Origin of the sequence: Pedobacter terrestris (genome assembly GCF_052343045.1) — a bacterium.
In the GTDB taxonomy this organism is placed as follows: domain Bacteria; phylum Bacteroidota; class Bacteroidia; order Sphingobacteriales; family Sphingobacteriaceae; genus Pedobacter.
This window is the reverse complement of sequence record NZ_CP180264.1, coordinates 4,882,865-4,908,734: the sequence shown is the minus strand read 5'-3', so window position 1 is coordinate 4,908,734 and position 25,870 is coordinate 4,882,865. Positions and strand designations below refer to the sequence as shown.

Below are 25,870 nucleotides of genomic sequence, written 5' to 3'. Positions count from 1 at the left end.
AAAGCTATACAATTTGACGAATGAAACGAAATTTTTATATTATTTTAACCATTATTAGTCTAAATATTCTTGGCGCCGCTGCACATGATATCGCCACTGACAGAAATCAATCGATCCGAAAGGGGATTAACGTTTCCTGGCTTGAACAATACTGGAATCCGGATATTTTAAAGAGCGAAAAACTAAAAGAACAGGATTTTGAACTGATTTCCCGCTTAGGTTTTAGAACCATCCGGCTTCCGGTTGCCTTTCAGCAGTTTTATATTTCCGGCACAACAGAACAAAAAACATCCGTCAGCAAACACTTAGCGTATGCTCTAAAAATGTGCAAACGCTATAAGCTAAAACTTATTTTGGTAAATCATTATGGAAACCTTAGAAAGGGCCATTTGGCAGAAGATACTCAGGTTTTAATTTCTTTGTGGCAAGACTTGGAAAAAAGATACCGCAACATTTCTAATGATGCTTTATATTTTGAATTGTTTAACGAACCGACGATTGACGATAAAGATTGGCGAAATTCTGCATTAAAAATAATTGCTGCAATACGGCATTCATCGCCAGCACGTACAATCATTATTGGCGCATCAAACTACAATAGTATGTATGAATTGAGCCGAATTAAACCTTATCCGGTTTCAAATCTTATTTACACTTTTCATTTTTATGAGCCTTTTATTTTTACACATCAAGGCGCAGCCTGGTCTGGCAAACAGGTAAGTACTACGCAAATTCCTTTCCCTTACCAAAATGGGCTAATGCCAGCTCTAAATACAGATGCTGCCGGCACGCCTGGAGAAATTAATTACAAAAATTACCCCAACGAAGGGAAATATGGTGCCATACATGATAAACTGCAAATTGTGAATGCCTGGGCAAAAAAATACAACGTTCCTTTACTGTGCGGCGAGTATGGCGTATACAACAAATATGCAACAGAACAAAGTATCAGCAATTACCTGTATTGTGTAAGGACCGAACTGGATAAAATCAATGTTCCGGGAATTATTTGGGATTACGATGAAAATTTCTCTTTTTTTAACGTCAAGCCCAGTTATAAATCCTTAAGTAAAACCATGCTCAAAGCGATTGGCGCCAAAACGGATTAATTATTTGGGCAATTCAATAAAGAAAGTTGTCCCTACATTTTTTACAGTGTCAAACCAGATTTTACCTTGATGCAGATCTACAATATGTTTGATAATGCCCATGCCCAAACCACCAGATTCTTCACCTTTTAAACCGGGTTTAAGTCCGGCTTCTGCCAAATCAAAAAGTACCGGCTGTTTTTCTTCGGCAATTCCAATGCCGCTATCCTGTAAGGAGATCAAAATAGTTTCTGATTTTTCTTCTACACGCAAGCGGATTAAGTCTCCTTCGACAGTAAATTTAATGGCATTTGAAATCAGATTATTAATAACCTGCTGTATTTTCATGTTATCAATTGTGGCGTAAATACTTTCATCAGATGCCGTAAAATCAAACCGTCGCGTAAATTTAAGTTGAGAACGTTTATAAAAACGTATAATTTCGCGAAGCTGAAAAACCATTTCAACGCGGTCTTTCTTTAGTTCAATCTCTGCCGATTTTAAAAATTCATGGTTAATAATGCTACGAACCAGCTTGATGTTTCTATCGCACATATCGCGAATAAAAGCCAAACCTTCAAGCAGATTTTCATTACCAGAAACTTTAACCTGGTTGGTTAAAGCAGAAGCTGTCATCCGGATCAATCCAAAAGGCTCGCGCAGATCGTGAGAAAGCACTTCAAGTGTAATGTTTTTCTTCTTATTGATTCTTTCTGTATTGATTTTATTGTTAATTGCCACGGTAATATCCTCCAGTATGCCACAAATTATAAACTGATCGGAGGTTTCCATCGGAAACACTCCAATCCGTACATATTTTACTGTAGGATTAAGCAAACGAAATTCATATTTGGCTGTTTTTTTTTCAACAATACATTCTTCATAGCAATAAATTGCATGTTCCAGATCATCGGGATGGATCTGATCCAATAATTTTCCCGGCGAAAAATCCAAAACCTTTTGCTCCAAACCCGTAATCTCAGAAACATGAGCATTTAAAAAATCAAATTTCCGCTCAGCAACATTAAAGAGGAAATAACCATCTTTAGACTGCGTGGCCATTTTATAGAAAATATCGTCTGTTTCTGTATTCATCCGCAAAGAAGATTTAATCAACACCTAAACAGCCAAGGTTAAAAATGGTTTTGAAAGGCATAATTATTGCCGTTAAACCAAGCTGTTGCCAAGTTGATCGCATTTTTTATATAGAGTTGTTTACATTTGTTTTATGCCAAAAATTGGAATAGCGGAAGACGACGTAAAAATTGCCGAACTTTTAAAATCGGCTTTAGAAGAAAACGGATACGAAATTTGTGTGGTAGCCGACGGGATTCTGGCACTCGAAAAATTCCTTGAACAACCTTTCGACCTATACATTCTGGATATCATGATGCCCGGTTTAGACGGCATACAACTCTGCAGGCACCTGCGTGAAAACAGCATTGCAACGCCCGTTTTAATGCTTACTGCAATGGGAACTGTAGACGATAAAGTTATCGGTTTTGATGCTGGTGCAGACGATTATTTAGTAAAACCCTTTCATTTAAAAGAATTGCTGGCCAGAGTAAATGCACTGATGAGAAGACAAGTGCTTGAAAAACCACAGAATGAACACCAATTGTCTTTCCAGGATTTGCTGCTGGATACTTACAGTAAAGAAGTGAGCCGCGCCGGAAAAAGCATTGAACTGAGTGCACGTGAATTTATTTTACTTGAGTTATTTATGCGAAATCCCAACAGATTACTCTCTCGCCAATTTATTGCAGAACAAGCATGGGATATCCATTTCGAAACCGGAACCAATGTAATTGACGTTTACATCAATTTTCTACGAAAAAAAATAGACAAAGATTTTGAACGAAAACTCATTCACACCAAAATTAATATGGGCTACATTTTGAAATAATGAAGATAAAAGACCGCATTGCATTGTATTTTACGCTCATCAGCACCTCGCTGCTGCTGGCGGTTTTATGCACGGTATATTTTACTTTTATGAAATTTCTGAAGGCTGATTTTTTTGAACGTTTAACCGATCGGACGATGGTTACGGCAAAACTCTACCTCGAAGCAGATGAAATTAGTCGGGATGCCTTGAATGAAATCCGGCACAAATATCTTCAGAAACTTAATGGAGAAGTGACACGGATTTATGACGACCGAAACCGAGCAACATTTATTGGCGATGAAGCACAATACTGGACAAAATCTGTTATCGATCAGGTACGTAAAAAAGGCCATTTAAAATATACAGACGGACAGCGCCAGGTGGTAGGCATTTATTACAAAGACAATCAGGGCGATTTTGTAATTCTGGCTTCAGCAGATGATGAGGGCTCGCACAACCGTTTAAATAAGCTGCTCAGAATTATGATTTTCGTATTTCTGGGTATTTCTATCGTTGTGCTGCTTCTCAGCCGATGGATTGCGACCAAAATGCTGAAACCTTTAAGCAGTTTTATGCACGAAGTAAAACAAATTGGATCCAGGAATATGGAAATCCGTGTGGCAGAAAACAACAACAAAGACGAGATTAACCTTATTGCCAAAAGTTTCAATCATTTAATGGATGAACTGGAACAAGCTTTTACACTGCAAAAAACTTTCGTTGCCAATGCATCGCATGAACTGCGTACGCCAATTACCCGTATTATGATGACTTCTGAATTGGCTCTGGCTAAAAACCGACAGGTTGCCGAGTACCAGAAAGCTTTTGACCAGGTTTTGCAGGATGCCGACAAAATGGATCACATCATTAATGGCTTACTCAGTTTGGCCAAAATGGACCTTGATCTGATCCATTCACAACTTAGCGAAATTTCTCTCGCAGAATTGCTCATGAAGATACAATCTGAATGGATTGTAAAACAGCACAAAAAACTGAAATTGAAATTGAATATTCAGCCAGATTGTAAACCAGTTGTTCTGGCCAATGAAGTGCTGTTGCGCATCGCGATAGACAATATCATTTCCAACGCGTTCAAATTTTCGGCAGATCAGGAAGTCGTTTGTCAACTCGATATTTCAGACTCAAATTACCTGATCCGAATTACAGACAAGGGTTCGGGTATTGCAGCAGACATCCAGTCTGAAATTTTCAAACCATTCTACACCCGATCTGCACAAGCCGGTTTTAAAGGCGATGGAATGGGACTTTATATGGCACAGAAAATAATTGATCTCTTTAAAGGAACAATCTCCATCAGCAAAGAAAACGCCCTTGAAAACACCTTTAGCATAAGTATTCCGCAACTTTAATCCGCTTTTAATTTCCATTTAATTCGCATTTAATTCGGTAAAAATAGCTTTGCCGACATGAGAAAAATATGTACGTTGCTCATTTTTCTTTTCGCCATGCAGGCAAGGGCAACTTTTGCACAAACCGATTCTTTGAAGTTGACACTCAGCCAGGCCGAAAGTCTTTTTCTAAAGAACAACTATGAATTGCTGTTAAGCAACTATCAGATAGAATCGGCAAAAGCCGATATCATTACCGCCCGGCTTTTTGACAATCCTGAGCTGGAATACGAAAACCAATTGTACAACCGCGAAACCAAAAAGTTTCTGCAAACCTCTTACGCCGGAGGGCAATATGCAGGTTCGATATCGCAATTGTTTAAGCTGGCCGGCAAACGCAACAAGAACATCAAACTTGCCCAATCTGGCGTGAAACTAGCAGAATATGAATATTTCGATTTAATGCGCACCTTAAAATTTGAATTGCGAAACACTTTTTACAAAGCATATTTTACGGCTCAATCTATTCAGGTTTACACAAGTCAGATTTCATCAACAGAGCAGCTTTTAAAAGCCTACGATGTTCAGTTAAAGATGGGCAATGTAGCTGTTAAAGATGCCATCCGCATCAAATCCTTACTAATTGGACTGAAAGCAGAATATACAGGTTTGTTAAACGATCTTGAAGATCAATACCGGGATTTGAAAACGATTTGCGGAATAGATGCCACAACACCACTTTCGTTAATTATACCTGCCAACACATTAAACAAACAAAAAATATCCGGTTATCAGTACGTAACACTGCTGGATTCTGCAAAAAACAACAGACCAGATTTGAAACATGCCCAAACTGATCTTCAGTTTAATGAAGCCAACTTACGTCTGCAAAAAGCAATGGCTGTTCCTGATATTGAATTATCGCTTGCTTATGATTTAAAAGGAAACTACCCGGATAAATACACGGGTATCGGGATTAAAATTCCAATTCCATTGTTTGACCGCAACCAAGGCGAAATTAAAAAAGCAAAAGTTGGTATTGACGCCGCAACAGCAAACATCAAAAAACAGCAAATTACTTTAAACAATGAGGTTTTTAACAGCTATAATACTGCGTTAAGAAATGAAAAACGTGTAGAGGAAATTGATCCGGAGTTTAGTGCGGACTTTAACAAACTCGTATCCGGACTTATCCAGAATTTCAAATCGCGAAACATCAGCTTAATCGAGTTTCTCGATCTCTATGAATCATACAAAGACAATACGCTACAACTTAACACCCTTCAATTCGAACGCATGAGTTCAAGAGAAGAACTCAATTATGTAACTGGCTCCAACATTTTCAAATAAGTACAATGAAACCTTTTCAGAACAATACAATAAATATAATGCTCGTTTCTGCTGCGTTACTGGCAACATCTTGCAGCAATACCAAAACACCGGTAAAAGAAGAAAAATTTACGGTAACAGATTCTTTAATTAACCGCTTATTAATAGATACCGTACAACAGGCAAATAGCAGTTCGGAAATTATGTTCTCTGCGAAAATAAGTGCCAATGATGATCGAAAATCTGAACTTTTTCCTATGGTAAGCGGCGCAGTAAACCGCGTTACCGTTCGTTTAGGCGATCATGTTTCTAAAGGCCAGACATTGGCCACTGTAACCAGTTCTGAAATGGCTGGTTACGATAAAGAAGTCATCTCGGCCAATGCCGAACTCAAAAATGCAGAACGCACATTAAAACAGGCAGAACAACTTTATACCAGTGGATTATCATCAGCAAAAGAACTGGAAGAAGCAAAAAATGATGTACAAATCAAAAAAGCAGAAGCCAAAAGATCTGCACAGGTATTAGCTATAAACGGCGGAAATCAACATGGTGTTTATTCCATAAAATCGCCCATTCAGGGTTTTGTAATTGAAAAAAACGTGACAGACAACATGCAGTTGCGCCCAGATAATGAAAAGAGCTTATTTACCATTGCCGATTTATCTAATGTTTGGGTGATGGTAAATGTTTATGAATCGGACATTTCGAGACTAAAAAATGGCGATGAGGTGCGGTTAACAACACTTTCCTATCCGGATAAAGAATTTACCGGTAAAATAGACAAATTATACAACCTGATTGATCAGGATACCAAAGTAATGAATGCAAGAGTTGTGGTGCCTAACCCTGGCTTTTTGCTAAAACCCGGCATGTTGGGCACGGTAAAAGTGTTGGCGAGTTCTGCATCTACCCTACCGGTTGTAAACTCTAAAGCGGTGATTTTTGACGAGAATAAAAACTTTGTACTTCTTCTGGATAAAGACAATAAAATAAAAATCCGCGAAGTAACCATTGGCCGTAAAAGTGCAGACAAAACCTACATCAGTAAAGGCGTTTCTGCCGGCGATCGCCTAATTGCTTCTAAACAAGTTTTCCTTTTTGAAAGCCTGAAAGGACAATAATCATTCAAATTTAGATCCTATCGAGCATGAATAAATTTATAAAAAGTATTATCGGCTTTGCCCTGAAGAACAAATACTTCATCTTCTTTGCCACATTTATATTAATTGCCGCCGGTTACCTCAGTTTCAAAAACACTACAATTGATGCTTTTCCGGATGTAACCAATACCAACATTACGATCATTACGCAATGGCCAGGCAGAAGTGCAGAAGAGGTAGAAAAATTTGTAAGCAGGCCGCTTGAAATTGCAATGAACCCAACAGAAAAACGAACCAGCATCCGTTCATCGTCACTGTTTGGGCTTTCTATTGTAAAGGTAAGTTTTGAAGACGATGTAGACTATGCAGAGGCGCGTGTGCAGGTAAACAACCATTTGGATGAAGCCGATTTGCCAGAAGGCATACAGCCTGAAGTTCAGCCGCCATATGGCCCAACTGGTGAAATCTTCAGGTATACCTTAACCAGCGATCAAAAATCTATTCGTGAACTTAAAACTTTGCAAGATTGGGTGATCCAACGAGAATTGCTTTCCGTTTCGGGCATTGCCGATGTAGTCAGTTTTGGTGGCGAGGTAAAAACATATCAGATTACCGTAGATCCACAAAAAGCCATTCAATACGGTGTAAGTGCAACAGAACTCTTTGAAGCGGTTTCTAAAAGCAATATCAATGTTGGTGGTGACGTAATTGTACAAAGCGGACAAGCCTACGTGGTGCGCGGAATTGGTGTTTTAAACAACATAGACGAAATCCGCAATATTGTGGTAGATAACGTAAATGGAACGCCGGTATTTGTAAAAACCATTGCCGATGTAGCCGAATCGGCATTGCCAAGACTTGGACAAGTTGGCCGAGACCGTGATCCGGACGTTGTGGAAGGTATTGTTGTAATGCGTAAAGGTGGAAATCCAAGCGATGTAATTGCGCGTTTAAAAGAGAAAATCACCGAAATAAACAGTAGCCTTTTGCCTGGTGATGTTAAAATCAAACCCTTTTACGATCGGGAAGATCTGGTAAATTATTCTGTACATACCGTAATGGGCAATATGCTCGAAGGAATACTTTTTGTAACCCTAATCGTATTTCTGTTTATGGCCGATTGGCGTACAACATTAATTGTATCTATCATTATCCCGCTGGCATTACTCTTTGCGTTTATCTGTCTGAAACTAAAAGGCATGCCGGCAAACTTACTATCAATGGGTGCTATTGATTTCGGGATTATTATTGATGGCGCAGTTGTAATGGTTGAGGGAATTTTTGTCGCACTTGATCATCGCGCGAAAAGCGTTGGTATGGAGCGGTTCAATAAAATGAGTAAACTCGGCTTCATTAAAAAAGCATGTCTGGAAAACGGAAAAGGTATTCTTTTTGCAAAACTGATTATCATTACTGGCTTACTGCCAATTTTCACCTTTGAAAAAGTTGAAGGCAAAATGTTTTCTCCCCTAGCGTGGACATTAAGTTTCGCACTTCTTGGTGCATTGATTTTAACGTTTACACTTGTACCTGCCATGTCTAGTGTGTTACTTAAAAAAGACGTAAGGGAAAAACACAACATATTTCTGGATTGGCTTAGCAAAGGCACTTTAAAATTTTACGACGTCTGCTTCAGCAAAAAGAAACTCGCTTTCGGCGTTTCTATCGTAGTATTGGTTTTGGGTGCATTTAGTTTTAAATTTCTAGGCACAGAGTTTCTTCCAAGTTTAGATGAAGGCTCTATATATGTGCGTGCAACTGCGCCTTTAAGCGTATCGTTAGATGAAACCAAAAAACTATCTAATGAAATCCGGAAAATCTTTTTGAGTTTTGAAGAAGTAAAGCAGGTCATGTCGCAAACCGGCCGGCCAAATGACGGAACCGATGCAACAGGTTTCTATAATATGGAGTTTCACGTAGATATTTATCCGCGTAAAGAATGGAAACGCAAACAAAGTAAAGAACAGCTGATTGAACGCATGCAGGAAAAACTGAAAGGTTTTCCTGGCATCAGCCTGAACTTTTCTCAACCTATTTCTGACAACGTTGAAGAAGCTGTTTCTGGTGTTAAAGGCTCTATTGTAGTAAAGCTTTTTGGAGAGAATTTCGATTATATTGAGAAGGAAGAAGAGAAGATTGAACAGATTTTGAAAACAGTTGATGGAATTGAAGATTTAGGCATTTTACGGAATTTAGGTCAGCCGGAACTTCAAATCAACCTCGATCAAAAGAAAATGGCGCTTTATGGTGTAAGCACAGCCGATGCAAATGCAGTGATTGAAATGGCAATTGGCGGTAAAGCAGCCACAGAAATTTATGAAGGCGAGCGCAAGTTTGATCTGATTATCCGCTATCCGGAAGATTTCCGAAATGACGAAAGTTCTATCGCAAAACTACAGGTGCCAACCATCAACGGATCAACGGTACAGCTCGGCGAAATTTCCAGCATTCGGAAAATTATCGGTCCGAGTATGATTTACCGCGACAAGCACAAGCGTTATGGCGCCATTAAGTTTTCTATCCGAGGTCGTGATATGGGTAGCGTAATTGCAGAAGCACAGCAAAAGGTAAAAGATAAAATTAAACTTTCTGAAGGCTATAAACTGGAATGGGCTGGTGATTTCGAAAACCAGCAAAGGGCAACGGCACGATTGTCGCAAGCAGTTCCGGTAAGTTTACTACTCATATTTTTTATTCTATTTGTTTTGTTCGGGAATATCCGCGATGCCTTATTGGTACTGAATAATGTTCCTTTTGCAATGATTGGCGGAATCCTGGCTTTATTGGTTGCTGGCGTAAATTTCAACATCTCCGCCGGAATTGGATTTATTGCACTATTCGGCATTTGTGTTCAAAACGGAGTAATTCTCCTCACAAGATTCAAAAGTAATATTGCAACGCTTAAACATCATCCATCGTGGACATTTACAGACGCAATGCGCGATGGAATTGCTACACGTTTCAGACCTGTATTGATGACAGCAATGATGGCAGCAATCGGACTGATGCCAGCCGCACTGTCTACCGGTATCGGCTCAGAAGCTTCGAAACCACTAGCTATCGTTGTAATTGGAGGTTTGATTACCAATACCATTTTTAACCTGTTTGTTTATCCAATCGTTTTCTACTGGTCTTACCGCAAAAAAGTAGAAAAACTGATTCCAATATCGAATTAAAAAACTATCTATCTTAGTTTCCAGCCCCTGCCGGAGGATTCTTGCGGGGGCATTTTTCAACTTATAAAATAAAGCAATATGTGTGTGTTACCACAACACTTTTTGCTTTGAGTAAATGATCACCATACTTAAGCTGTTGGGTCAAATTCCATACTATCGCTGCAGGATCTCATATTTCCTCTTGTTATTACCCTACCTCCTCCCATGCGCAGACAAATAATAGCGATTAATCATTTGGCACTTAGAAACAATTCGTAAAAACACTTTATTTCTAATATTACATCTGTCTGAATCATCCTTTTAGGCCCTCTTAGCACGCTACATTAATTTATCACCTTTAAATTATATTATGCAAAAACAGAACCTATCTATGGATCGTTTCACTGGCATGTATCTTCATGTACAGCAGTTGTAAGAAATCAGAAGTTGAACAAAACAGCTCTGGTCTTAGCCCAAATCAGTTACCTGGCGCAACATCAGACCACCAAAATTTATTGCTTACTACATCACCGATGGGTGAAATCCGACCTTTAAATTACTCGACATTCCGGATGGTGTAGATATGGTCTTCTTGTTTGGTGTAAGTTCTGGCAATATCTGAATACGTTGCAATATCCCACAGGTACCAATATGATGTCAAATTATTCGTCTTATGGCTAGTATTTCAGCGATATAAAATCTTTTTATAAGATCGTGGAATTTTAGTATTGCAGAATGCTGATGACGATGTAAGCTGGCAGAGTGCTACGCCAAACGGTTACAGCAGCCCGCAGGTCTGGGCAACAGCACTAAAAACCTTATTATTGGATACCCATCACCTGGATGTGATCAGTCAGGATATTGAACATTCCGGAGCGCGTCCAAATCCAATCCCAACATTTCCGAACTATGCGGTGACTGGCTATTATGGCTGGTATAGCGGCTCTATGGATGCAAATCCGAACTTCTTATCTTGTATTGAAGCACTGACCATACTTCGGACTTGAGGCAAACCATGTCACCCAATTGCATATGGCTTCTGGCTTAGATGTAGTCGCAAACTGCCAGTTGATGATGAACTATGCAACCGGAACTACTAACATACCAGCAAATAAAGTAATCTTCGGATCTTATGCCGAAGGCGGATCGAATTTGACCGTAGATCTGAATCTTGCACAATGGACACCTACACAAGGTGCTAAGGGCGGAGTTATGGTCTATACCTATAATTCAAATACGAATTACGCCGGAGGTGTATTAGCAGCATTAAGATCTATAGATTGATCCCAATTTCCTCAATGCAATAGAAACAAAAAAGCCTTCAGAAATAAATCTGAAGGCTTTTTGCGGAATGGACGGGACTCGAACCCGCGACCTCCTGCGTGACAGGCAGGCATTCTAACCAGCTGAACTACCACTCCGTTTGCTCAAAAGTTTAAATTACTTTTCCCTTTCGAGGTCGCAAATATAGAGTTTCTTTTTGAAATTCTACTATTATATTTTTATTTTTTTGAAGCCCGAAAAACAATTCAAACTCCAACAAAAAAGCCTTCAGAATTAAATCTAAAGGCTTTTTGCGGAATGGACGGGACTCGAACCCGCGACCTCCTGCGTGACAGGCAGGCATTCTAACCAGCTGAACTACCACTCCTTTTTCTCCAGTTTCAATTGCTTGTCCCTTTCGAGGTTGCAAATATAGGCACCTTTTATGAATTTGCAAACTTTTTTTTCAAATAGCTATAACACATTCACAGTCAGGTTCTTTTTTTATTCTACAGCACCTTCTTTCATTTTCTCTGCATTCTCTGCAAATTGCAATGCATCGATAATTTCCTGAATGTCGCCATCCATAATGTTCGGTAAATTGTACATCGTCAATCCGATACGGTGTTCTGTAACGCGGCCTTGCGGATAATTATAGGTACGAATCTTCGCAGACCGGTCACCAGTTGAAACCATCGTTTTACGTTTCGCAGAAATATCACCATGTTTTTTCTGCACTTCCAAATCGTACAATTTGGAACGCAACATTTCCATAGCCAATTCGCGATTCGCCAACTGCGAACGTTCTACCTGGCACACCACAACAATTCCAGAAGGCCTGTGTGTAAGTTGCACTTTCGTTTCAACCTTATTTACGTTCTGACCGCCGGCACCACCAGAGCGAGATGTCTGTAAGTCAACATCACCCGGATTAATGTACACATCAATATCTTCCGCCTCTGGCAAAACGGCTACAGAAGCCGCAGATGTATGCACACGGCCTTGCGTTTCTGTATCAGGCACGCGCTGAACGCGGTGTACACCACTTTCATACTTTAATGTACCATACACATCTTCACCGCTCACCTTCAATACCACCTCTTTATAACCTCCAGCGGTACCTTCAGTAACGTCCATCACTTCAACACGCCAACCTTTAGTTTCAAAATAACGCGTGTACATCCGGTAAAGATCGCCGGCAAAAAGCGCAGCTTCATCACCACCAGTACCACCGCGGATTTCAAAAACGGCATTTTTCGCATCTTCAGGCTCTTTAGGAATCAACATCAAACGAATTCGTTCTTCCATTTCTTCCTGTTGTGTTAACATCAGATCAAGCTCTTCTTTAGCCATTTCACGCATTTCCTGGTCCTTTTCATTAGCCAGAATATCGCGATTGGCATCGATATTACTCATTACATTTTTATAGACCTTATATTCCTCCACAATTTTGGTCAGGTCTTTATACTCCTTATTCAGAGCCGCAAAGCGTTTCATATCCTGAATCACATCCGGATTACTCAACTGCTCTTCTACATCTTCCCAGCGCAGCTTAATGGCTTCTAATTTATCTAACATGGTAATTTTATTTTATGTATGCTTCCTGAAACAACAGCCGATCATTTTACAGTTCCTGCGTTTATTTTTTGGAAAACTTTCTGTAGTGCAACAAACGCTGTAAGTCCCGCTTTACGCTGTAGTTTCGAAGAAAATCGAAACTGCCGCTGCAATCGGGTTTATAAACCGCTGTTCTGCAATAAAGAATGCAAAACTACGATTTTAGAAGGAAAAAATATCTTTAGATTTTGTTTTTAGAAAGGACGACAATCCGACACTAAATCACAGCATCACCAAGCGGATTTTCAAAATATTCTAATTTCAGATTCTGGCCATCAAATACAGCATAAGAGTTGTAATTCAGCCATTCGCCAATATTTATATATCGGCTTCCCTTGCCCAAATCCAAATCAAGTGGTAAATGTCTATGCCCAAAAATAAAGTAATCAAAATGCTGTTGAGCGAGCTGTTTTTTTGCGTAAACAGCAAGCCATTCCTGATCTGCACCTAAATACGTTTCCTTTTCTGTTTGCGCAGCGCGACTTCCACGGCTCCAGGCATTGGCAATTCCAATCCCGAAGTTTGGATGTACACGTGCAAACAACCATTGGCAAAGGCCACTTCTGAAGACTTTTCTCAAAAATTTATATTTATGATCGCCGGGGCCAAGTCCATCTCCATGATGAAGAAAAAATTTCTTCCCATTGCGTTCCATGATCATTTCATCGCTGATGATTTCCATCCCGATTTCTTCTGTAAAGTAATCGCGAACCCACATATCGTGGTTGCCTTTAAAAAAGTAAATCTTGATTCCACTATCTGCCATTTCTGCCAGCTTACCTTGTAAGCGGATAAAACCTTTCGGGATTACTTTTGAGTATTCGAACCAGAAATCAAAAATATCACCCATTAAAAACAACTCACTGCAATTTGGGGCGATAAACTCCAGCCAACGTACAATTCTCGCTTCACGAAGCCGGCTTTCGGGCGCGTTAGGCGTTCCCAAATGAAAATCAGAAGCGAAGTAAATGTTCTTGTTCATGTGCAGAGCCAAAGGTAGGCGAAAAACAGTAAAGTGTAAAAACTAATGAATAAAGGCAAACGAAAAACGCCCGGTTCTCTCAGGAACCGGGCGTTTAAAACATATAATTATGTATTCAGATTATGGCAAAATTGCACCATTATAATCGCTTTCGCGATTTGGCACTACAATCTTCCAGTTGTTATTGGCATTTGGTTCAATTGTAACAGCTAAAAGATTTACAAAGTTACCTCCGTTTGCAAAACTTTTCCGCTGAATTTTATCACCCCATCTTTTCAAATCGAAGAAATCGAAACCTTCTCCCCAAAGTTCAATAGCACGGTAAGTTTTGATTTCCTCAAGCAAAGCTGTGCCAGTAGACGTACAATTGTAACTTGGATCTCTTTGTGTTGTGCGTGTTAAACCATTCAATAAAGCCTGAATTTCTGCAGCAGGTTTGTTCTGACGGTATTTTGCTTCGGCTTCGATCAAAATCATCTCAGAACTTCTGAAATGGTTTAAATTACCAACGCCCGGCATATCTGTTGCAGAGAATTTAAACTGCATATATGGATAAGACCTTGCCGCAGCTGCCATTGCCGGATATTGCGCCTTTGCGGATGCCGTTAAAGCAGCACTTCCTTCTCCTGTTGTCGCATTAAACGCAAGATTTTTAGGGTCTAAAAACAAAGCTTTTCTAATATCAGTCGTTGGGATTTTGGTCCACAAATCTTTGCTCATATATCTTGGCGTAGACGTAATGGTTGATGCTGTAGAGTTGTAAGCAATGTAGGCAAAGAATGAATAGAAATACAGGGTTTCATCTGTCGCACCATAAGAACCCCAAATCCATTCGGTATTTGGCGTATTGAATCCTGATTTATATTGCGCAACGGTCATCAAAGGAAAACTTTGTCTTGCTTTGTTTGCATAGTTTTCTGCGGTAGCGTAATCCTGTTTATTTAAGGCCGCCCTTGCAAAAGTGGCATAAGCCACGTTAATATCGGTTAAATAAAACTGTGCCGAAGTACGTGTTTTGCCAGATGACGTAAATAAAGCAATTGCAGTATTTAAATCGCTATAGATTAAATCGTAAGTCTGTCCAAGCGTAGACAAAGGAAGATCACCTGTTGATTCATCTGTTCTAAGTACAACTGCAGAAGTTGCGCCATTGTTAGAATCTGCCCAACGGTTTCCATAAAGTTGTGCCAACATCATGTATGCATAAGCCCTGAATGTCAATGCCTGTGCTTTGATGTACTGACGCTCACTTTCCGGGCCAGATGCACCGTCAATCCGGTTGATGATGGTGTTTGCGTTTCCAATAATTGCATAATAGTAATACCAAGGATAATATGTATATGTGCTGGTTGGATTTGCGTAATACTCCATATTGATTACGCTAGACCATCCTGGTAAGTTCACACCGAAATGGTTGCCCGCGTAATTTCCGTACCACATTTTAATGGTTCCCTCGCCGTTAAAACCCTGACTAGAAATTTTTTGTTGCGTCATCAATTTCGCTAAACCATTTACGGCGAGTGCAGCATTGGCTGTACTTTCAAATACAACATTTGTACCCGTAGCATTAGTTGGAGCGGTATCCAGATAATCTTTTTTACAAGATGCAAACATCGACAAGGTGATGATTGCGATGATATATTTATTTAAATTCTTCATTTAATTTTATTTAAAAGCTTACAAACTAACATTAATTCCTAAAGAGAAAGTACGCGAAGGAACAAACTGGCTTTCGCTATATCCGCCAAATGTTTGTTGCGGACTTAAGCCTTTCATTCTGGTAAACGTGGCTAAATTGTCAATCAGGAAGCTGAACGAAACTTTGCTCACATCGAGCTTACGCGTAACTTCTTTCGGAAGTGTATAACCCAAAGCAATGTTTTTGATTACAAAATATGAGTTATCATATAAGAATCTATTGCTGATGCTGTTGTTGTTGTATTGACTGTTTGTAAAGTTAATTTGAGGCGTAGCATCACGGTTGATCCGATCTGGCGATGTAGCAGTCATACCTTCCGGAATGCCATTCCATGATTTTAAGATATCTTTATGCACAGCACTTGGCGTAGACGTTACACCCATTAATGAGATATAAGAATAATCGAATCCTTTACCCCCAATTGAATAGGTAAATAATGTTGATAAGCTGAAATTTTTGTAGTTCACACTAGTATTAAAACTACCAGTAACATCAGGAATTGCAGAACCGCTCCAGTCGCGTTTTGCATAAGTAGCATTTCTGGTATAATTTACGCCATTCACATTTACCAAAAATGGGTAATGAGCACCACTTGTGTTGGTTGGACTGTATGTTGCATCATCTGCATAATAAAGTGCCTGACCAGTCATCATATCTACACCGGCATATTGATACAAGAAGTAATCATAGATAGAGCGTCCTTCAACATACTTGAAAGGATTGGTGATGATACCATTTGCACGGTTTTCTGCAGGTAGAGAAATAATTTTGCTTTTCAGGAAAGTCGCGTTAGCACCAAAATTCCAGGTTAGATTTCTATTTTTAATGATGTCAACATCAGCAGCAAGCTCAATACCGTTATTTCTAACTTTACCGATATTTTTCTGAACGATAGAAACACCACTTGTAGTACTGGTTGCACCTGCAGATAATGGCAAGTTTACATCAAAAAGCAAACCATCAGAACCTTTGTCAAAATACTCAACAGATAAATTTAAACGATTGAATAAACGGGTTTCAATCGCTGCAGAAGTTGCGCGTTGACCTTCCCATTGTAAATCTCTTGCTTCATTTTGAGATTTATAAAGCGCAGCAAGGTTGTTGTTCTGGCCGATGGTATAAAGTGCCATATATCCGTAAAGATTTACAGAGCCGATACTCCCTACTCTACCAGTAGAAACCCTCAGTTTTAAATCATTAACCTGATCTTTAAGTGGCTCGAAAAAGTTTTCTTTTGACACCAACCAGGTACCGCCAACAGACCAGAAATTACCCCATTTGTTGCCAGAATATAATCTTGAAGAACCATCACTTCTAAAAGACCCTTCTATGAAATATTTTTCTTTGTAGTTGTAACGTGCACGGCTTAAATAACTCTCCGTGCGATCGTTCTGCTCGTAATCAGTAAGACTGGTAATTTGACTGAAATTAACCATATCTACCTGGCCGGCAAATGTTTCGGTATTTTTGTATCCGTAAAGATAGTTGTATCTGTAGTAGTAGTTTTCATGTCCTGCAAACACATCTATATTGTGGTCACCAATACTTTTTCTGTAGGTCAATTGCTGCTGAAAAGTCAATTCATTTCTTCTGTAAATGGTTCTTGAAGTCCTTCCTTTATTTCCATTTCCATCACCAATAATGGCATTATCATACGTTCTCTGTTCAGAGTTTCTCAAGGTATTGCTTCCAATTACAGAGAATTTGAAGTCCTTTAAAAAACTAATATCTACATAGCCCTGAGAAAGTAATGAGGTTTGATAGGTACGGTCCATATTCAATTCATTTTCCCAGATCACGTGACGGTTCAGGTATTGCAATCTTGAATTTACCCCATTGTCATAAATTTTGTTTCCTAAAGCATCCAATTTGTATTCGCCTGTAGTTTGATCGTGCTCATACACCGGATAAATTGGCGCTATATTACGGGCAAAATTCCAAGGTGTTGTAAATCCACTTCCGCTACCATTTGTATTGTTTGCAATCTGGTAACTTCCGTTCAAACTTAAACCTGCCTTAATCCATGATTTAGGGCTCACACTTCCGCTAACACGGCCAGTGAAACGCTCAAAATCTGATGTTTTGATATAACCTTGCTCATCTAAATAACCCATCGAATAAAATAAACTGGATTTTTCACCACCATTTTGACCGCTTAAATTATAATCCTGGCGACGGCCGTCTCTGGTAATTGGCTTAAACCAATCCAAATCTTCCGCATACGTTCCTTTGATCTGCGCATTTGGCAGCAAATTACCATTCGCATCAAAAAGCTGGTTATCTGGCAAGTTGAAAATATTCGTTTTTAAAATGGTTGGAATTAAGTTCGCATTCACCGTTTGATTGGCTTGTGCAACAGTTAGGTTTGGGTTTGCCGTCATCAACTGGTTACGGTAACCTAAAAACGCTACACCCATATATTCTTGTGGCGTAACTTTATCATATTCTGGAATACCGCGGGTATATAAACCTTGGTTCACACTAAAGTTTAGCGATGAATTGCTGCCTTTTCCTTTTTTTGTTGTGATGATAATTACCCCGTTAGAACCTTTACTTCCATATAAACTTGAAGAAGTTGCATCCTTCAATACGGAAATAGACTCAATATCATTAGGATTGATATCGTTTATACTACCTGAATAAATAATATTGTCAACTACAAAAAGCGGCGTTGAACTTCCATTAATTGAGCTAAAACCACGGATACGAATACTCGGTGCAGAACCGGGCTCGCCATATGAGTTATTAATTTGAATTCCAGGAGCAGCACCTTCTAATGCAGTTAATGCATTGGTTACCGGCCTTTTTGCAATGTCATCTGCGCCAACAGAAGCTACAGAACCTGTTATAGCTTCTTTTTTAAGGCTTCCGTAACCTACAACGATCACATCATCAAGTGCTCTTACTGCATCTTCAAGCTTTACACTGTAATAGGCTTGTGCGCCAACAACCACAGTTTTGTCTTGAAAACCAAGAGATTTGAATACTAATGTTGCACCATCTGCAACAGAAATGCTGAAATTTCCGTAAAGGTCGGTTTGTGTAGAACCTCCGCCCTGAATGACGATACTCACTGATGGAATAGCGATGTTTTTTTCATCCACCACCTTTCCGGTAATTTTTCTGGCCTGCCCATAACCATCGAAGGCTACGAAAAGGCACAAAAAGGCAATAAAAATTTGTAATTTTTGCTTCATGCTGATTTGTTTAGGTTAAAAAATGATTTAGTTAAATGGTATAGCCGTAAGAACGCAGTTACGCGCTCCAGCTTGAGGGAAATTTTCAAAATAAGTTAGTTTGTCCGATTAATAAGGCGCGAATCTATTGTATTTTGATATACTTTGCAAAAAAAATATGAAATATGAGTACTAAGGCTTTAGTTTAAATAAGCTTTACACAACAATAATTAGATAATCACCTGATCGAAAGCTTTTCTTTATATATTTTCGCATTATCACCTAGTGAACATTAGAAAACCCTCATTGAATACACATGAAATACCCTAAAACCGAAAAAAACAATATCATAGATCATTATTTTGGTGTTCCTATTGCAGATCCTTACCGTTGGTTGGAAGATGACAATGCGATTAAAACCAAAAATTGGGTAGATGCACAAAATATCGTTACGCAAAACTACCTGGCAGAAATTCCTTTCCGGGAGAAGATCAAATCCCGCCTCACGGAAATCTGGAACTATCCGAAACAAAGTGCGCCTTTTAAAGTTGGCTCAAACTATTTTTATACCAAAAACGATGGTTTACAAAACCAAAGCATTTGGTATATCAAACAAGGTTTAGATGGTGAAGAAGTGTTATTTTTAGATCCCAATACCATAACCGAAAGTGGCACCGCAGCCATTTCACTTCTAGGCTTTTCTAATGATAAACGTTACGTAGCCTACGCAATTGCACAGGCCGGGTCTGACTGGAGCAATATTTATATCATGGAAATTGCAACTAAAACCCAATTAAATGATGAATTAAAATGGACCAAATTTTCTGGTGCAGCATGGAAAGGTAATGGCTTTTATTACAGCAAATTTGATGAGCCAAAAAATGGAACAGATTTTTCGGGCGCCAATACGCATCAGAAAATTTATTTCCACAAACTGGGCGAACTGCAAAGTCAGGACGAACTGATTTTTGAAGACAATACGAATCCAAACCTATATTTCGGTGCAGAAGTAACAGAAGATGAACGATTTCTCCTGATTACGGCCAGCGCCGGAACCTCAGGAAACGCAGTTTACTATCAGGATCTTCACGATCAGGAAAGTGAATTGAAAATCCTGATTAAAGGTTATGACCACAACCACAGTGTAATAGACCATCGCGACGGGAAGCTTCTTGTTGCTACAGACCTGAACGCCGAAAACCAGAAACTGGTGTCCGTTAACCCGAAAAACCCATCACCAGAAAATTGGGAAACACTTATTCCGGAGTCTTCACTTGCACTGGAACACCTCGCTACCGCAGGTGGTTATCTTTGGGCAAGTTACCTTAAAGACGCCAGCACATATATTGAGCAATTTGATCTTTACGGGAAGAAAATAAGAACGGTATGTTTACCTGAAATTGGTACCGCAACGGGTTTTAGTGGTTATAAAGACGATACAGATTTTTTTTACACCTTTTCTAATTTCACTACTCCCGGAACGATTTACCGTTACGATATTCTATCCGGAGATTCCGTTTTGTACCGAAAATCTGAAATCAAGATCAATACAGATGACTACGAAACGAAACAGGTTTTTTATCCTTCAAAAGATGGAACTCAGGTACCCATGTTCATCGTTCACAAAAAAGGAATTGAGCTGAATGGTGAAAATCCGGTTTATTTATACGCTTACGGAGGTTTTCAGATTAGCCTTACCCCTGCTTTTAGTTTATCCAGAATTGCCTTTTTAGAACAAGGTGGAATTTACGCGCAACCCAGTTTGCGTGGCGGAAGCGAATATGGTGAAGCCTGGCACAAAGCGGGTATGCTGGAAAACAAACAAAATGTTTTTGACGATTTTATTGCAGCCGCAGAATATCTAATTCAGGACAATTATACCAATCCGGCAAAAATTGCTATTGCCGGAGGCTCTAATGGCGGTTTATTGGTTGGCGCCTGTATGCTTCAACGTCCGGATTTATTTCGCGTGGCTTTACCAGCGGTTGGCGTATTGGATATGTTGCGCTACCATAAATTTACTGTCGGCTGGGGTTGGGTTGTCGAATATGGTACAAGCGAAAAAGAGGAAGATTTCAATTACCTGATTAAATATTCCCCTTTACATAATATAAAAACCAATACTGAATATCCGGCCACATTGATTACTACTGCTGATCATGACGATCGCGTAGTACCGGCACATTCATTTAAGTTTGCCGCTACGCTTCAGGAAAAATACACAGGAAGCAGGCCAATGCTTATCCGTATAGACACCAATGCGGGGCACGGCGCAGGAAAACCGACAGGCAAACAGATTGAAGAAGCCACAGACGTATGGAGTTTTGTGTTTTACAACCTAAAGGTTAGCGAAAACGAGAAGAATTTTTAGTACAGATTTCGGGGTTTTCTGATACAATCATCCGGGTCAAAGGTGTGACCATATTATACTATTTCATCGGAGCTTCATCGGAATTTGATCGGAGTTTGTTCGGAGTTTGTTCGGATATCAATCGTAAAAACCCGATTAAGATCCGAACAAACTCCATATAATAAACCTATTTATTCTGGTTAATACCCGCAACACTACTATAGCAAATCAAATGTTAGTGATGCCAAATGGCTCTGTGAAGTTTCTCATTGCCGGTACAGTTTATCCTGGCCTTTAAATTTTTCTTAAACACACTGGTAGTTTAGCTAAATAAGAGGAGAATAAGCCGAATTTTTGTCAGTGTAGTAGGTCTAAAATTTGTCATATCTTAAATTGCGACAAAACCCATAGACCAATTATAATTTGACTTTGAGACGCATAATAGATGTTTTTTCGTTTTACAGATGCTTAAGGCATATAAAATACTGGATAAGATGGTCTTACAGAATTATCTGGAATATTTCTAAATAACAGAAATCCTAAAAGTTTATTTCGTAACTTTGCGAACAAATTTTTTTTGAATGATCTCTACTGATATAGCCGTAATAGGCGCTGGTCCGGTTGGTTTATTTGCCATTTTTGAAGCCGGTTTATTGAAAATGCGTTGTCATTTGATCGACTACCTTCCACAGGTTGGTGGTCAGTTGTCTGAAATTTACCCGAAGAAGCCGATTTATGATATCCCCGGATATCCATCTGTTTTGGCTCAGGAACTCATTGATAATTTGATGGAACAGGCAAAACCTTTTCATCCCACATTCACATTGGGCGAGCGTATTGAAGGGTTGGAAAAACGTGGCGAAGCCGATTTCGTTTTAACCACCAATATGGGTACAGTAATTGAAGCCAAAGCAGTTGTAATTGCCGGTGGTTTGGGTTGCTTTGAGCCACGCAAACCTGCGGTAGAAAACCTGGAAAAATTTGAAAACGGTAAAGGTGTAAATTATATGATTCTTGATCCGGAGAAATACCGTGATCAACGTATGGTTATTGCCGGTGGTGGCGATTCTGCCTTGGATTGGACAATTTATTTAGCTGAAGTTTGTTCTGAACTTACTTTGGTGCATAGAAGCGAGAGTTTCCGTGGCGCACCAGACTCTGTTGCGAAAGTAATGGCCCTGGCAGAAAGCGGCAAAATAAACCTGATCCTGAACAGTAATCTAAACGCTGTACAAGGTTCTGATAAATTAGAACAGGTAGAAATTATCCAAAACCGCAGCATGGAGAAAACAGTGGTAGAAGCCGATCATCTAATTCCATTATTTGGTTTGAGCCCGAAATTAGGCCCTATTGAGGAATGGAATTTAAACATCAGCAAAAGTGCAATCGAAGTAAATGTTGATGACTACTCTACAAATATCCCAGGAATTTATGCCATTGGCGATATCAACACATATACCAACAAATTGAAACTGATTCTTTGTGGTTTCCATGAGGCAGCTTTAATGAGCCATAGCGCTTACCAGTATATGAATCCGGGAGTTAAATACACCATGAAGTATACAACGGTAAACGGCGTATCAGAATTTTAAGTGGTTTCTCTTATATTTGCCGAGTTAAAAAGGTAAAAAATGGAAAACAATATCACAATATACATGCAAGAGCCGGATGGCTCGGTTACCACACACGAAGCCCCAACAGATATGGGGTTGAGTTTGATGGAGTTTCTAAAAGCCTCTGAATACGACATTTTAGCCACATGTGGCGGAATGGCTTTATGCGCAACTTGTTGTGTAGATGTTTTGGAAGGCGAAGAAAAATTAAACGAAATGACAGATGACGAGTACGCGATGTTAGATACTTTACCAGATCTTCTGCCAAATTCGCGTTTGGCCTGCCAGTTGCAGTTAAACAACAACATGGATGGTTTAAAAGTTAAGTTACACGGCGCAGACTAGTTTATCTTTAAATAAAAAGGTCGATATTGTTAACAATATCGACCTTTTTTTATGCCTTGTATTTTGGGTTTTTGTGATTGTATTCTCTTCTGAATTATTTCCTGCAGATTTAAGGTGATCCATGCAGAATACTTTAGTCAAAAGCTACCGCGATGAAATCTGAAGGAGAATACAACCCGCGCAGAGACATACAATGTGAGCTAAACCCGATAAAGCGAAAAGCCCGCAGCCTTTTTTCAAGGTGAGGACTTGAAGTGGTAGCGGGACTGCAGCCCGCCACACCTCAATTCCTTTCGTTTTCTTATATTTTTAATTCACTGCAACCTTTTGTTTGTCTACATTCCAACCATAAACCTCAACGCCCAAATTGGTGTTTTTATCGGGATATTCTGTTGTAATAGTTTTACTTTCGCCAGGCAAAATACTTACATAATTGTCGTCGTAGAAAGCTGGTAAGATACGTTTGCCAGTGGTGTTGTCTATTAAAGCCACACGATTAAAAAATGCTACCGGGTTTCCGCTTGCATTGCTTAATGTAACGGCAACTTTTCCTTGTTCTTTGCGAACAGCAGTTACTTTTAATGGCGTTTTTTTCAGGTGCTGTATGCCTGGATAATTTCCATCTTTATCACCAAGCCAGTAAATGTTTTCGCTCAGCACATTTTGTTTTTCATCAAATAAACGAAGTGAAACGAATACGCCGTCTTTTTTGTTGAGCTTCTTTAAAACATCTGTAAGCGGAAAAAACCGTCGCGCAGATGAGGGACCAATTGATTGAAATACCTGCGTAGCGAGGTAATCCTTCCCATCCATATCATAAATTTTAGCCTGGATCATAATGCTGTTGTGGGTTTTAAAACCATTGTTAACCAGCATAACCATACTATCTACCGGATTCATCATCACATGTAGTGGCTCACTTCCCTTACGCAAACCATATAAACAGGCATTTGGATCGAGGTAGTAATCGTACATCTGTCCGCGCAATGCCGTCCAGGGGTTTTGCGTTTTCCAAATAATAGAACCGGTATACCAATCCCACATGTGCGAAGAAAAACCTTCCATTAGTGCCCGATACTGATCATAATTTACGATTTGCGCCTTCATGGCAAAATCTTCAGCATCTTTAGCTTTTCCATAAGGTGCAATGTGTTCATCATAACCAATATATTTGTGATAATCCCAAACCGAATCTACTTCTTTCATTTGCGGTGCAATCAGGTTTTCTTTCGGAATAAACCGCTGAAGAGAAACAAAATCGCCCACACCTACAGAACCCACTTCTGAGTTATAAGGAAAAGTTTTCTGATCCCAGAATGTACTGATTTTTTGAATTCCGTAAGGACCGTCTCCATTACCGCCAAGCGTATTGAATGACATTTCATCGCTATTCGAAAACTCAAAAAAGATGCGGGTTCCGTCTAGCTTTGGAAGAATTTCATCGCGCAGGGGAACCAAAATATCTTCTGGCGGAGTAATTTCATTTCCACCACACCAAAAAGCAAGAGAAGCATGGTTTCGGATCATTTTAATCTGATCTGCTGCTGCCGTCAATACCAGACTGTGGTTATCCGGATATTTACGTCTTGTCCATTGGTCATCCTTTTTCAGCGGATCTACCCAACGGCCATTTGCATCTCCACTAAACCAGAAATCCTGAAATACCAGAAGCCCGTATTTATCGCATGCCTGGTAAAATTCTGGTCTTTCTGTAATTGCTCCACCCCAAATCCGAATCAGATTCAGGTTCATGTCTTTATGGTAACGGATTTCTGCATCATAACGCGCATCTGTGAAACGCAGCATCGCATCAGAAATAATCCAGTTTCCACCTTTTATAAAGATGCGTTGTCCATTTACAAAAACGCCCATACTTTTGGTTTGCTCATTCCAGATGTTATCAATCTGGCGCACGCCAACTTTCAATTGTTCCTGATCCAGAATTTGGTTATTGCTGATGAATTTGATCTGCATATCGTACAAATCCTGTGCACCATAACCATTCGGCCACCAAAGTTTTGGATTTTCCAGACTAAGATTTGCCAACTGAATTTCGCCATTAAAATTCGGCGAAACAGAAACGCTTTTTTGTACAGTTTTACCAGCAATCTGATATTGCAAAATACCAGATACGGCTTTTGACGTTGGGTTTTGAACCTCAACACTCACTTTAATCGTTGCCGCTTGCTGTTTGCCTTCTACAAAACGTTTACCTGGCACCAATGTAACAACATGCGGGTTTTTAAGATCGATAGATTTCGTTTTCTCGATCGTTACCTTATCCCAAATACCGGTATTGCGATCGCGTGTAGGTTGAATCCAATCCCAACCGGCAGTATATTGTGTAGTTAAACCTCTGGCGATTGTACCATCGCCACCCTGGCCACCGTTTGGATTGCCTACAACATCTGGCGGATAAACCACTACAGCCAATCTATTTTTCCCATTCGCAGCAAGCAAATTGGTAATGTTGTATTGCGCACGCAAATGCATGCCTTCGTGCGTTGTCGGGTTTACTTTCTTACCATTTAAAAAGATTTCTGCTTTGTAATTGATTCCGCGAAACTGTAACCAAACCTGTTCATTTGCGGTGGCTTTTTCCTGGAAATCTTTTACAAACCAATAAGTATAATGGTCGTTACCGGTTTTATACACATCTGGAATTTTTTCATTATTCATTCCATAAAATGGATCCGGAACCAATTTATTATCCAACATCGTACCTAACACTGTTCCGGGAACAGTAGCAGGCATCCAGTTTTGGGTAGTAAAACCTGCAGTTGAAATCTGATTTCCACTGGCATTTACCTCTTTAATATTTTGGCAAACCCAACCTGAGTTTAGTTCGTAACGTTGCTGTGCCTGTGTGGCTAAGCTAAATAGTACGAATAACGATAAAAATATTTTCTTCAT

At 39.6% G+C, this 25,870-nt stretch carries 17 protein-coding genes and 2 tRNA genes; 11 read left to right on the top strand and 8 right to left on the bottom strand.

Features of this window, described 5'->3' with window-relative positions:
* Nucleotides 1-20: 20 nt before the first annotated feature.
* A complete protein-coding gene (locus ACJVDH_RS21080; protein WP_443945377.1) occupies nt 21-1,109 on the top strand; it encodes a glycoside hydrolase family 5 protein in 1,089 nt (362 codons plus the stop codon).
* Here the strand turns inward: ACJVDH_RS21080 and ACJVDH_RS21075 are convergent, their stop codons facing one another.
* Nucleotides 1,110-2,183, bottom strand: a complete 1,074-nt coding sequence (locus ACJVDH_RS21075; protein WP_443945376.1) for a PAS domain-containing sensor histidine kinase — start codon at nt 2,181-2,183, stop codon at nt 1,110-1,112. It lies immediately after the preceding gene.
* 133 nt (nt 2,184-2,316) lie between these two features.
* Here ACJVDH_RS21075 and ACJVDH_RS21070 point away from each other — a divergent pair, with 133 nt between their 5' ends.
* From ACJVDH_RS21070 to ACJVDH_RS21040, 7 genes are all read left to right on the top strand, one after another.
* On the top strand, nt 2,317-2,994 hold the full coding sequence (locus tag ACJVDH_RS21070; protein WP_443945375.1) for a response regulator transcription factor: 678 nt from the start codon (nt 2,317-2,319) through the stop codon (nt 2,992-2,994).
* Nucleotides 2,994-4,346 (top strand): sensor histidine kinase, encoded by a 1,353-nt coding sequence (locus tag ACJVDH_RS21065; RefSeq protein WP_443945374.1) that lies wholly within the window; start codon nt 2,994-2,996, stop codon nt 4,344-4,346. Before ACJVDH_RS21070 ends, ACJVDH_RS21065 begins: the two co-directional genes overlap by 1 nt.
* Nucleotides 4,347-4,403: 57 nt before the next feature.
* Nucleotides 4,404-5,675, top strand: a complete 1,272-nt coding sequence (locus tag ACJVDH_RS21060) for a TolC family protein (RefSeq protein WP_443945373.1) — start codon at nt 4,404-4,406, stop codon at nt 5,673-5,675.
* Nucleotides 5,676-5,680: 5 nt separating this feature from the next.
* Nucleotides 5,681-6,778, top strand: coding sequence for an efflux RND transporter periplasmic adaptor subunit (locus ACJVDH_RS21055; RefSeq protein WP_443945372.1), 1,098 nt, complete (start codon nt 5,681-5,683; stop codon nt 6,776-6,778).
* A 26-nt stretch (nt 6,779-6,804) separates the two neighbouring features.
* Nucleotides 6,805-9,933 carry an efflux RND transporter permease subunit gene (locus tag ACJVDH_RS21050; protein WP_443945371.1) on the top strand — a complete coding sequence of 1,043 codons (3,129 nt, stop codon included), beginning with the start codon at nt 6,805-6,807 and terminating at the stop codon, nt 9,931-9,933.
* Between the two features lie 707 nt (nt 9,934-10,640).
* On the top strand, nt 10,641-10,919 hold the full coding sequence (locus ACJVDH_RS21045; protein ID WP_443945370.1) for a hypothetical protein: 279 nt from the start codon (nt 10,641-10,643) through the stop codon (nt 10,917-10,919).
* A gap of 25 nt (nt 10,920-10,944) precedes the next feature.
* Nucleotides 10,945-11,196: a hypothetical protein gene (locus tag ACJVDH_RS21040; protein ID WP_443945369.1), complete on the top strand. Its 252-nt coding sequence runs from the start codon at nt 10,945-10,947 to the stop codon at nt 11,194-11,196.
* Nucleotides 11,197-11,259: 63 nt separating this feature from the next.
* Here the strand turns inward: ACJVDH_RS21040 and ACJVDH_RS21035 are convergent.
* From ACJVDH_RS21035 to ACJVDH_RS21010, 6 genes are all read right to left on the bottom strand, one after another.
* Nucleotides 11,260-11,333, bottom strand: a tRNA-Asp gene (locus tag ACJVDH_RS21035).
* A 156-nt stretch (nt 11,334-11,489) separates the two neighbouring features.
* A tRNA-Asp gene (locus ACJVDH_RS21030) sits at nt 11,490-11,563 on the bottom strand.
* A 116-nt stretch (nt 11,564-11,679) separates the two neighbouring features.
* Nucleotides 11,680-12,753 (bottom strand): peptide chain release factor 1, encoded by a 1,074-nt coding sequence (gene prfA, locus ACJVDH_RS21025; RefSeq protein WP_443945368.1) that lies wholly within the window; start codon nt 12,751-12,753, stop codon nt 11,680-11,682.
* 256 nt (nt 12,754-13,009) lie between these two features.
* On the bottom strand, nt 13,010-13,774 hold the full coding sequence (locus tag ACJVDH_RS21020; protein ID WP_443945367.1) for a UDP-2,3-diacylglucosamine diphosphatase: 765 nt from the start codon (nt 13,772-13,774) through the stop codon (nt 13,010-13,012).
* A gap of 120 nt (nt 13,775-13,894) precedes the next feature.
* Nucleotides 13,895-15,433 (bottom strand): RagB/SusD family nutrient uptake outer membrane protein, encoded by a 1,539-nt coding sequence (locus tag ACJVDH_RS21015; RefSeq protein ID WP_443945366.1) that lies wholly within the window; start codon nt 15,431-15,433, stop codon nt 13,895-13,897.
* 18 nt (nt 15,434-15,451) lie between these two features.
* Nucleotides 15,452-18,670: a SusC/RagA family TonB-linked outer membrane protein gene (locus ACJVDH_RS21010; protein ID WP_443945365.1), complete on the bottom strand. Its 3,219-nt coding sequence runs from the start codon at nt 18,668-18,670 to the stop codon at nt 15,452-15,454.
* A 295-nt stretch (nt 18,671-18,965) separates the two neighbouring features.
* On the opposite strand from ACJVDH_RS21010, the gene ACJVDH_RS21005 reads away from it, so the two are divergent.
* From ACJVDH_RS21005 to ACJVDH_RS20995, 3 genes are all read left to right on the top strand, one after another.
* On the top strand, nt 18,966-21,020 hold the full coding sequence (locus ACJVDH_RS21005) for a prolyl oligopeptidase family serine peptidase (RefSeq protein WP_443945364.1): 2,055 nt from the start codon (nt 18,966-18,968) through the stop codon (nt 21,018-21,020).
* 560 nt (nt 21,021-21,580) lie between these two features.
* Nucleotides 21,581-22,591, top strand: a complete 1,011-nt coding sequence (locus ACJVDH_RS21000) for an NAD(P)/FAD-dependent oxidoreductase (protein WP_443945363.1) — start codon at nt 21,581-21,583, stop codon at nt 22,589-22,591.
* A gap of 39 nt (nt 22,592-22,630) precedes the next feature.
* Nucleotides 22,631-22,957, top strand: a complete 327-nt coding sequence (locus ACJVDH_RS20995; protein WP_443945362.1) for a 2Fe-2S iron-sulfur cluster-binding protein — start codon at nt 22,631-22,633, stop codon at nt 22,955-22,957.
* A gap of 309 nt (nt 22,958-23,266) precedes the next feature.
* Here ACJVDH_RS20995 and ACJVDH_RS20990 read toward each other — a convergent pair whose 3' ends face one another.
* Nucleotides 23,267-25,870 carry a glycoside hydrolase family 2 protein gene (locus ACJVDH_RS20990; RefSeq protein ID WP_443945361.1) on the bottom strand — a complete coding sequence of 868 codons (2,604 nt, stop codon included), beginning with the start codon at nt 25,868-25,870 and terminating at the stop codon, nt 23,267-23,269.